A 12,017-nucleotide genomic window follows, 5' to 3' on the forward strand; every position below is an offset into this window, starting at 1 on the left:
GGGTTTTTTATTTCTGAAGTGTACTAACTATAGTGAGACGTTTTAAAACTCAAATATGACATCGGAAATAATACAAAAATATCTTTCTAACGAAGCTTCAGAACAAGAAGTTCAGGCACTTTTTAAATGGATTGAAGCATCGGCAGAAAACAAAAAGCAATTTGTAACGGCTAAGAAAGCGTGGGTTCTTTCCGGCTTATCTGAAGATATTTTTAGTGATTCTGTTCCATTAATTCAAATGAAACCAAAAAACAGGCTGAGGCAGTACTTGAGCTATGCCGCAGTATTTTTAGTTGTAATTGGATTAGGAAAAACTATTTTATTATTTACCGATACATCTAAAGCATCAAAAGAAATTGTTCTGGAATTGGGCGACGGCCGTTTAGAATATTTTTCTGGAAAAAATCAAACTACTTTAGTAAATGACAAAGGAGATTTAGTGGCCAAAAAATTTCCTCATCAAATCATTTATTTTGGTAAAGCTGCTGCTGACAAACTGGTTTACAACACGCTTACCATTCCGTACGGAAAACGTTTCAAACTAAAACTTTCAGATGGTACTATTGTGAGTTTAAACGCTGGAAGTTCTTTACGCTATCCGGAACAATTTGGCAGTAACGGAAACCGAAATGTATATTTAACCGGAGAAGCTTTTTTTGAAGTGGCCAAAGATAAAGAGCATCCGTTTATTGTAAATGCCAATCAGGTTGATATTAAGGTTCTTGGGACAAAGTTTAATGTGAGCGCTTATCCCGAAAATCCTACTGTTAACAGTACTTTGATAGAAGGAAGTATTCAAATGTCTGAAACTGCAAATCCTTCTAATGTTATTTTGCTTGAGCCTAACCAAATGGCAACGTGGCAGAATAATGCTAAAAAAATTACGCTCAAAAATGTTGATCCTTCTTTTTATTCAGCCTGGACAAAAGGAGAACTGGCATTTAAAGACACCCCATTTTCTACAATCGCTAAAATGATTCAGCGTACCTACGATGTTGAGATTATTAATGAAAATTCTGATTTGGCCAGACAGAATTTTACTGGTACTATAAATAGCAGCGAATCTAGTGTTGAAAACATTTTAGATCTTCTAAAACGTGACACTCCTTTTAATTATTCAATTGAACATAAAACGATTACCATCACCAATCCTCGATAAATAAACAAACATGACATTTACGATACAACCCGTTTTAAGAAAAATTCTGTTTTTCTTAGCCATTCTCATATCTGGATTTAAAGGATTTTCTCAGAATAAACTCATAACATTACACGTAAAAAACAAACCTATAAGCCTAATTATCAAATCAATTGAAGAACAAACTGATTTTAGGATAATTTATAACGCCCGTAAAATTGATGCGGATCAGCTGGGCGATTTAGAGGTAAATAATGCTACTCTTGAAACGGCTTTAAAACAGTTGTTAAAGGGCAAAAACATTTCGTTTTACATTCAGAAAAAGCAGGTTTTATTAACGAGCTCTGCTCCTGATTCTTCTAATTCTGACGTTCAGGAAACGGAAAGATTTATTACCGGAACGGTTTATAACGCTAAAGATAAACAGCCTCTTCCGGGCGCAACTATCCGTATAAAAGGAACCGGAATGGGCGCTATAACTGATTTTAACGGAAAGTTTGTCTATCAGTTAAAAGGAAATAACATTCCGAATCTTGTTCTTGAAGTTGGATTTCTTGGAATGGAACCTCAGTCTCAAAAAGCAGACAACAAAAAAGATTTCATATTTTACCTTCAGGAAACTACTGATGAACTGAATCCGGTTGTGATTACTTCTTCTTATGGAACTACAAAACTAAAAGAGGAAATTGTAGGGAGTATTTCGACTTTGCAGGCAAAAGATATTGCGGTTGAGCAGGCTTCTGAAAGTTTTGATAAAATGATTACCGGCCAGATTGCGGGTGTTATGGTTGAAAATACTTCTGGTATAGGCGGTCCTGTAAAGATTAATATTCGAGGTCAGGGTACATTATCCTCTTTGAGCGGTGCTATTACAGGGACTTCGTCTCAGCCTCTTATTATTGTTGATGGTGTTGTAATGAGCGAAGAATATGCCATTGACAGTGCCAATTTTAACGGAAACGGTGATTTTTCTGAAAATTTAGGGAACCCGTTGATGAAAATTGCCCCGGAAAATATTGAAACGATTTCTGTATTAAAAGATGCTGCAGCAGTAGGTATTTATGGTGCCGATGGAGCAAACGGTGTAATTTTGATTACAACCAAAAAAGGAAAAAAAGGAAAAACACAATTTGGTTTTTCTAATCAACTGGGAGTTTCTTCTGCCGTTAATCAAATTAAGTATTTAAACGGAGAGCAATATACGGAACTGCGAAATGAGTTCCTGAAAAATACTACGACGGGTCATGTTCCAGTTTCTTATAACGGAATAAACACGGATTGGTTTAATATATTAAACAGATCTGGTGTATATAATAAATATAATTTTAATGTTTCGGGATCTACTTCTAAATTTTCATACCGTACTAACATCAGTTATACCAAAATCGATGAACCACAGGTTGGAAATGAAACAAAACAATTAAACGCCGGAATTAATTTAGGTTACAACTCAGGTAAATGGGATATTAACTTAATGCTTAATCCTAGTTTTGTACAAAAAGATGCTCCAAATATCTTTTACAGTTTCGCTTACCTTCCAACGCTTGCCTTGTATAATGCTGATGGTTCATATGCTGATTTGGGCGTAAGCGGTACTACGAGAGGAAATCCTTTGGCGGCGATTGAGCAAAACAAAAACGAAGCGCAGACTTTTGGTCTTTTAGGAAGTTTGAATTTATCTTATAAGCTCAATAAAAACATCCGATTCTCTACTCTTTTTGGTATGGACTATACTGATAAAGAACAGGATCGTTATTTTTCTGCAGCAAATGAAAGCGGCCAGTATAATGCGACTTTTATCTTAGACGGAATTACACATCCTGCTTGGGGACGCCGCCTTATAAACCAGAGAAATTCTACTAAATGGAACTGGCAGGGACAAGCTTTATTCAACAAACAATTAAATGAAAGCAATGAAATTGATGGAGTTGTTGGTTTTGAATTAGCAGAGGATAAAACAGACTTTAATTATAAATCTGGTGTAGGATTTTTAGAGCCTGATCGTATTAATAATGTCATAGATGCCATAAGAGATGACAATCCGGATACAACGGAAGATGAATCTAAAAACGGTCAGAGTTACAGAAATGAAATAAGCTACAATTCAAGAGTTTCTTTATTCTCTCAGGTAAATTACAACTACAAAAAACGTTATTTCTTATTAGCAAACTATCGTCGTGATCAGAGTTCTGTCTTTGGAGATGATACCGATGTGGCTCATAATGGCGGTTTAGGTGCCGGATGGATTATTAGTAATGAAAACTTTTTAAGCACAAATTCCTGGATTGATTTCCTGAAACTGAAAGCAAGTTACGGATCAACCGGAAATTCTAAAATTGGTTCTTACAGATCAAAAGGAATTTATAATATAAGCCAAAACGGATACAATGGTTCTATTGGTGCGACTACAGGCGCTGCTCCAAATGGCAGATTAAGCTGGGAAAAAAACACAAAATTCAATGCTGGATTTGATTTTAATGTTTTCAAAAGAGTCGAATTGACATTAGAATATTACTACGATGATAAAAGTAATTTAATTGCTTCAAGAGACATTCCTACAGAAACAGGTTACAGCTCTGTACAATTAAATGCGGCAAGCATGTACAACAAAGGTTTTGAACTTACTACAAGAATAAAATGGATAAAAAGCAATGCTTTTAAATGGACAACGGCTTTTAATATTGCCACAATAAATAATAAAGTAACTTATTTAAAAGGTTTAGGCAGTGATTATGCTGAATCAAATATTGCATTGGCACAAAAAGTAGGTTACAGCACAACAACATTATGGGGAATTAAATGGGCTGGTGTAGATCCGGCAACAGGAAGAGATCTTATACAAAAAAATGGACAGATTTACGATGCTAAAACATATAACGAGTTATTTACAGTTGCAGATTGGGAACCTATTGGAGACAAACAGGCAGATGCTTATGGAGGTTTCTATAATAATTTTACTTTCTACAATAATCTTACTTTATCTATTAGAGGAGATTATCAAATTGGCGGAAGCTTTATGGCACCAAGTGTTCTTATCGATCAATATAATGTAACAACAAATAGAAATCTTTCTGTAAATGCCTACGATTATTGGAGAAATCCAGGCGACAATGTTTCACAATCAGCTGTAACACTTTCACCAATAATGTCAAACTTAAGCAAATATATCTACGATGCTACCTATATCAGAATCAGTAATGTTAATTTAAGTTATAATATACCTCTTAAAAAGAATACTTTTCTGGATGCTGTTTCTGTTTTTGCAGATGCTACAAATGTGGCGTATTGGTACAAAGAAAAAAGTCCTAAAGGAATGAACGGAATACGAGAGTATAGTTATATCTATCCGCAGGCAAGAACAATCTCGCTGGGAGTTAATGCTAAATTTTAAGAAAATGAAATATTCAAAATACCTATCCATATTTTTTCTAACACTTTCATTACAAAGCTGTAGTGACTTTTTAGAGCAGGAACCCGGAACCCAAACGTCTGTAGATGAACTTTTACAAAACAAAACAGGAGTTTTGCAGGCACTTACCGGACTTTATACTGAAGTAGAAGCTAATGTAAGACCAGAACGCTATGCTGTTTATGCTGATTTACAGGGCGGTAATTTAAAATTTGGTCCAACTGCAACAGGAGGTCTCAAAGGACAGATTTCGCCATCATCAAATGTTGAGCAGTTTTATTCTTTTGATGATGTGGCGCTGTCCAGTAATTTTAAAACATTTTATGATGGTAATTATGACATCATAAATCAGGCGAATTTAATTTTAGAATATACTCCTGCCCTAACCGATGCGACTGATGCAGAAAAAAATCAGATAAAAGCCGAAGCTTTAACGATAAGAGCCTATGCCCATTTTCTTTTATCTCTTGTTTACAGTCAGGATTATAAATATACGGCTGATGCATCGCATTTAGGAATAATTTACAACACAGAATCTATTAAATCCGGAATACAATATCCGGCCAGAAAAACCCTGGCAGAAACTTATAACTTAATTATTAATGATTTAAAAACGGCTGTTGATAATTACTCAGACAATTCATTACTTTCTGGCCCTGCCCATTCTTTCTTTAACAGAAAAAATACAAAAGCATTATTAGCAAGAGTTTATCTTCAAAAAGGAGACTGGATAAATGCTTACGAAATGGCAAATGATGTAATTACCAATTCAGGTGCTGCGCTAATGAGTAAAGAAACTTTAGTTTCTGAATGGGAAAAACCTGATCTTCCCGTATCAGAAATCCTCCTTGAGTTTTCTATTCCGAAAGACACAGAAGGAAATGTTTCATCATCAATGGCTCAGACTTTTGGGTATACTTCAGACATAAACTTTCAAAAATATACAGTTTCAAATGATTTAATTGATCTATATGAAAGCAGTGATTTAAGAAAACAATTGTTCTTAACAAAATCACTTTATACAATTATAGGCGGCGTGCAGACTTACCGAGATTACAACTTTACCAAAAAATTTCAGAATAATGCCGGCTATGTCGCTTTCAGACTCAGTGAAATGTACCTGATTCGTGCAGAAGCTGCATTTGAAACCAATAGAGCCGATTTGGCAATGGCAGACATTAATATCATCCGTGCCCGTGCCAATGCATCATTATTAACCAATACAACGAATTTAAAAGAAAATATCTTTTTAGAAAGAAGAAAAGAATTATGTTTTGAAGGTTTCTTATTCTTTGATATTGCCAGAAACCATAAAGATGTTTCAAGAAATGACGGCTGTATCGCCACAGTGTGCAGTTTGACTTATCCATCTTTAAAATATGTATTGCCAATACCAACATACAACACTAATCTTAACCCAAACTTGCAGCAAAATGACTCGTATTAAGATATTCAGTATATTATTTACAGCTCTGTTATATATTTCATGTTCAAAAGATGATTATAAATTAGGTTCAGATATTGATCCTTTTTTAAGATTTAATTTTTTAGTAAAAAGTGATAACACACCTTTAGAATACCCGGCTGTAAACGGAAATTTAGTTCCTCAGTCCACTTATGACAATAAAGCGATAAGAACATTAAAAGTTCCTGTAGCTTTAACAACACGTGCCTTAAAGGGAACGGTTACAGCCAATTTTAGTGCCGAAACAAATGGTGCAAGCGACAGTTTTAGCGTAAATCCTGTAAATCAGCTTACATTTCACGGCAGTAAATTAACTGATACTATTTATGTGTCATTTGATAAAAGATGGGCTGCAAGTCAAAATATCAAGCTAAAATTGGAAACTGTTTCTGATCCTGACATTCACATTGGAAATCTAAATTCTACATATCCAAATGATACTTTCAATATCAATTTAGGAACTATTGCTACTAATTATACTTTTCCTGTAACAAAGTACAATGTAAAAGGCGAAATAGGCGAAACAATTGATTTTAAAGTATACTATCCTAATGGTTTTTTTCCGGAAGAAATTGAAAATGCTGCTATTTTTAAGTTCCAAAACGGATTCGAATATTCTTTAACGCATGACGATTATGGTGATAACAGAACTTCTGTAAACTATCATTTAACTCTTTTAGAAGATCTTCAAAACGATGATGCTCAATACGATTCTAAATTAACGTTAATCAATATTCCAAATTATACTGCTACAGGAAATATCAGCTTAACTATTACAAAACCAATAAAAATACCAAGAGATATTCAGGCATATCCTGCTTCGAAATTTACAGATCCAACAAATGCATTTTATCTAACCTATGGTGAACATTGGTTTAATAATAATGGTACCTGCACTTGGCAGACTTTCAATGCTTTAACTTTCCCAGTTATTGTTACTAAAGATAATCCTAATGCCATATTATACAGTGATAGAGGAACTACAAACCCAAATGATGATATCTACCACGATGCTTTTAAAATTGGATTTAACGTAGCCAGCGGAACTAACACTGTAAATTCTTTTGGTTTAAAAAGATGGTTCTCTAACGAAACTAACTCAGCAGACATTTCTCCAGGGTTTAATATTACTTCGGCATTGGAGTTTTTCCCTGCAAATGGAAACAGCAAAACGGAAGGGACAGTTCTCGTAATTCCGCAGGACATTACTATTGGAACTGCTGCAACGGCTTTAATTCCATCGAAGTCACATATTATTGCAATTTCCGGCGAAGGAACTTACAAAGAAGTCAGCAATGGTTTATATGAAATTTCATTTGAATTAAAACTAACAAATGAGAAACTTTTTGGAGGAACTGTTTCTACACAATACAGAATGTTCAATAGCAGAACATATACAAAACCAACACCTTTAAGCATTCCTTGTCCTAAAGAAGTTACGCTTTAAAATTGTTTCAGGTTTCAGGTTTAAAGTTTCATGTTATGAGACAACTTGAAAACTAAAATGTCAAACAAAAAAATCCTATCGAGCTTTGTCAAAGTTTTAAACTTTGACAAAGCTTTTGGAGTCTAAACTAAAAAAAAAATAGTTTAAGGTTTCACGTTCTGTTGCAGCCTGAAACTGGAAACCAATCAAAAAAAACAAAAACAAAAAAACAAAAGAATTGAAAAAACTAATCTTCCCTATCCTATTCCTGCTGGGATTATCGGCTTATAAAACAGCCGAAGGTCCTGACTATACTGACATACAGGAATTACGAAAAATCTATTCCAGCGGAGATTCATCAAAATGGCCTGCTGCAGAATTACACGAAAGTATTGATAAATCTAAATTTCAGGATATTGGCGTTTTGCCTGCCGTTCCCTATCCTGCTTATAATCCCTATTCGAAGGAAAAAGAAAGTTTAGGAAAGATCTTGTTTTTTGATCCGAGGTTATCTAAAAGCGGACAAATTGCGTGCGCTTCCTGTCATAATCCGGAATTGGGCTGGACAGATAATTTAACGCGTTCTTTTGGTCATGACCGCCAGACGGGAAAACGCAATTCTATGACGATTTTAAACTCGGCTTATGCCACTTCCCTATTTTGGGATGGAAGAGCAAAAAGTCTGGAAGATCAGGCGCAGTTTCCTGTTTCTGATCCTTTAGAAATGAATGAAAAATTGACCATTGCCGTTGATAAAATCGCCAAAATAAAAGGCTATAATTCTTTATTTATGGCTGCTTTTGGAGATAAAAAAGTGACTTTAGAAAGAATTCAATATGCGATTGCCACTTTCGAAAGATCAATCAATAGTCCAAAAAGTAAGTTTGACCAGTTTGTAAGCGGAAAATCAGATATTTATACCGATCAACAGGTAAAAGGAATGCATTTATTCAGAACTAAAGCACAATGTATCAACTGTCACAATACGCCTTATTTTAGTGATAATCAATTTCATAATGACGGACAGACTTTATTTGGAACAAAAAATGAAGATTTCGGACGTTACAATGTAACCAAAGATGTAAAAGATATTGGCAAATTCAGAACGCCGACGCTTCGTGAAGTGGTAAACACAAAACCTTGGATGCATCACGGACATTTTCCAACTTTACTGGATGTTGTAGAATTATACAATTTAGGAAACCCATCTCCGGTTCAGAAAAGATATTTGGGTACAGCACGAGATTCTTTAATTCCAAAAGTAGATCCGGCACTTAAAAAATTAGATTTAAGCAAAGAAGAAATTGGTGATTTATTAGCCTTTATTGAAACTTTAAGCACACCTACAAGAAGAATTATGGTTCCGGAAATGCCAAAACAATAGTTAGTTAAAATGATTTGTAAATTGCCCCCAACAACTGCAAATCTGCTAAGCCCGTTTCTTTATGAAACGGGCTTTTTTTATTAAATAGAAAGCCCGATTCTTATTTTATTTAAGTACGAAAATATTTAGAAAATAAAATCGTAAAACTATGCATATCAATAGAAAATTAGTTTATTTGTATACAAAAGAAAAACTTTTAATCCCCCAAAAATCATTAATTTAAAACTAAGATTTTATGACAACCTTTAAAACCTGGAAAGAAAAACCAACAGAGCTTGAGGCTCAAAATGCAGTTGAAGATTTTTTTGCTTACTTGAAAAAAGGCGAATTAGAAAATGCCAAAAACAGCGTAGATCATTTATATGATGACTGGGAAGAATCAATTCATGTAATTTGGCGCGATCATTATCTTATTCATGAAATTGCAAAAGATGAATCTTTTGAAGGTAAAGAATGGCTCAACAATCTGGAATGGACAAAGAATTTAGGAATTTTAGATGATTACATGTGGGCTGATGAAAATGGAAATTCAAGATATTTTGATGTGAGTGTAACTTATTTAGGAGAGCCTTCCGGATTTGCCGCTCAATTTTATTTGGTTAAAAATGAAGATCATTATGTCGTAAAAAGAGGATTGATTGATATGGCCTAAACCTCATATCAAAAGATACAAAGTCCGTTTCGTTTGTTTGAAACGGATTTTTTATTGCCGGAACCAATTTAAAATAGTAATTTACTATACTTTCATCGAAGTATAAAATGACTGTATAATCATTGTCATACCTCGATTTTTTAAATTTGATTCTAACAAAAAAGAAGCTTTTTCTTTTTATAAAAAATACACTTATGAAAATAGATCAGATTCAAATCAAAACAAACGATATTCAAAAAACAAAAGGATTTTATCAGAACCTTTTTGGTCTTTTTATTCTGGAAGAGGATCAAAATTCGATCACATTTCAAGCGGGAACTTCCATCTTAAAATTTGTTGAAGACCGAGACTTTAATTCGATATATCATTTTGCTTTTAATATTCCCGAAAATCAGCTTGAAGAAGCCATTGAGTGGTGCAAAAACAAAGTCGATTTAATTGTTTTGGAAGATAAAAGTGTCGTTACTCATTTTGAAAACTGGAACGCACATTCAATTTATTTTTACGATCACAATGGAAATTTATTGGAATTCATCGCTCGTCATGATTTAAATAATGATTACGCCGGCGAATTCAATGCAGCATCGATTTTGAATATAAGCGAAATTGGAATTGTTACCGAAAGTCCATTAGAATTAGGAAATCAATTAGTGGAAGAACACGGACTTCATTTCTTTTCTCAAAATGACAATACTGAAAAATTCTCTGCCATTGGCGATCATGAAGGTTTATTGATTCTGGTACAGCCTAATCGAAATTGGTATCCAACCCAAACTCCTTCTGAGAGTAATCCAGTTGGAATATCTTTGGAGAATAATGAAAGTATAATTAATCTGATATTTTAATATATTTACCGAGTATTTTAAATTTCATAAAATTCTAAAAGTATATAAATCACTGAGATTTAAATGAAGAAACTATTTAAACAAATCATTTTATTTGTGCTTTTAACAAGCACCTCTGCAAACGCACAACTACAAGATCCGATTTTAGAAAAATTAATTGAGAATAAACTTATTGAGCAGGACGAGGTTAGAGATTTCCTAAAAAAACAAGAAGAATACAAGCCAGGAGGTAAAACTTCGTATATATATGGATTATTTCAGTCTAAATTTAAGAAACAAATCGGACATTTTTATTTTGAATCCATAACTGATATCACTGCGCTTGACGATAAAGAAATTACTGAAGAAGAACAGAAAAAAGAAAACCTGAAACTTACAGATTATCTTTCTAAACTGAAAAAAATTGACCTTATTAGTGAAAAGCAATTCAACTATTTACAAAAAGAAATAAATAATAATTCGTATGGTTATGAATTGCAATTTTTAAAAGCTGTTACAAATAAGGCTTTAAATACAGATTACCTGGCTCCAGAAAGACTTAAAAAATTTGCAAATCAGCTTAAAGAATACAAAATAGCAGATAAAAAATACGAAAGTCTTTTAAAGGCTATAGAGGACGAAAATATAAAAGAACCTGTTGACCTTCTATTATATTGCGAACGATCTGTAATTATTGACACAAAAAAATATCCAGTTGAGCCAAAAAAATATCTGGAAATTATTCATCAACAAACCGCTTCAATACTGCCAGAATTGGCTTTTACTAATTTTGAATTTGAAAAAGTACAGGATGATGAATTTCCTGACAATACTAAATGTATCGATTTTATTGTTTCTCTTCGGTCAAATGGAAGAGTTTACAAGTATAGAAGTAATTATCACGACTTTTTATGGGATGAAAACAAACCTTTAAGATGTGAAATAGATTATAAATATTATTATCAGATATTTAATAAAATTCTTAGAGATTTACACTCTGCTTATCGCCTTCATGTTGTTGTTATTCATGATAATATGAAAACAGACAATCAACTTTTTGGAATAATAGTGTTGAATGAAAAACAAAAAGAAATACTATCTCAAGAGGATTCCTACCTAAAACCTGAGTATGAAGATTTTATAAAAAAACCAACCAGCCAGGAAATTGAAAATGCAATTAAAGAATTTACTAAAATTGGCTTATTTTCAAACTTAACAGCAGATGAACTCAATAAGGGAAAAGAAAATGCTGCTGCATTATATATTAAAGACAAAAACCAAATTCTTTCCGCTTTTCCCAATATGATATATTTGGATGAATCAATAATGCTTAGAAACCAAAAAGATCCTTATGCCGAAATAGTGAAAATATTTGCCAGAATCTCCCATAATCAATTTAATCCCACTCATATTTCTAATCCGTTTGACTCTAAAAAAAACAAAACAACCTTAAATTTTAAAATAGGAAATAAATTTTATTCTAAGGTTTTAAAAGTAGAAGATGACTGGACTGATTCTAGTATTTTTGATTTCATAAAATCTGTAGTATTTCAAAACAATCTTAAAGGTCAGTTTTATAAAATTGAATCAAGAAATCAAATTGCAGATGTATATCTTACCAAAAAACAATACGATTATATCAAAGCAAATAAACTTCTTTCTTTTGATAGTGAATTTACAGAAGAAGACGAAGAAGAAGAATAACTCTTTTTCTTCTGT

At 33.1% G+C, this 12,017-nt stretch carries 8 protein-coding genes; all 8 read left to right on the top strand.

Features of this window, described 5'->3' with window-relative positions:
• Positions 1-55: 55 nt before the first annotated feature.
• Positions 56-1,159 carry a FecR family protein gene (locus L1276_RS03340; RefSeq protein WP_253785433.1) on the top strand — a complete coding sequence of 368 codons (1,104 nt, stop codon included), beginning with the start codon at positions 56-58 and terminating at the stop codon, positions 1,157-1,159.
• Between the two features lie 10 nt (positions 1,160-1,169).
• Positions 1,170-4,529: a SusC/RagA family TonB-linked outer membrane protein gene (locus tag L1276_RS03345; RefSeq protein ID WP_253785435.1), complete on the top strand. Its 3,360-nt coding sequence runs from the start codon at positions 1,170-1,172 to the stop codon at positions 4,527-4,529.
• Between the two features lie 4 nt (positions 4,530-4,533).
• Entirely contained in the window at positions 4,534-5,994 is a 1,461-nt protein-coding gene (locus L1276_RS03350; protein WP_253785437.1) for a RagB/SusD family nutrient uptake outer membrane protein, read from the top strand.
• A complete protein-coding gene (locus tag L1276_RS03355; RefSeq protein WP_253785439.1) occupies positions 5,981-7,459 on the top strand; it encodes a hypothetical protein in 1,479 nt (492 codons plus the stop codon). The genes L1276_RS03350 and L1276_RS03355 overlap by 14 nt, the downstream gene beginning before the upstream one ends.
• Before the next feature lie 217 nt (positions 7,460-7,676).
• A complete protein-coding gene (locus tag L1276_RS03360) occupies positions 7,677-8,822 on the top strand; it encodes a cytochrome-c peroxidase (protein WP_253785441.1) in 1,146 nt (381 codons plus the stop codon).
• 235 nt (positions 8,823-9,057) lie between these two features.
• Entirely contained in the window at positions 9,058-9,474 is a 417-nt protein-coding gene (locus tag L1276_RS03365) for a hypothetical protein (RefSeq protein ID WP_253785443.1), read from the top strand.
• Positions 9,475-9,668: 194 nt separating this feature from the next.
• Positions 9,669-10,319 (top strand): VOC family protein, encoded by a 651-nt coding sequence (locus L1276_RS03370; protein ID WP_253785445.1) that lies wholly within the window; start codon positions 9,669-9,671, stop codon positions 10,317-10,319.
• 63 nt (positions 10,320-10,382) lie between these two features.
• Complete coding sequence (locus L1276_RS03375; protein ID WP_253785447.1) at positions 10,383-12,002, top strand: hypothetical protein; 1,620 nt, start codon at positions 10,383-10,385, stop codon at positions 12,000-12,002.
• Positions 12,003-12,017 lie beyond the last annotated feature (15 nt).

This window comes from Flavobacterium sp. HSC-32F16, from assembly GCF_024171645.1.
Taxonomy (GTDB): Bacteria; Bacteroidota; Bacteroidia; order Flavobacteriales; family Flavobacteriaceae; genus Flavobacterium.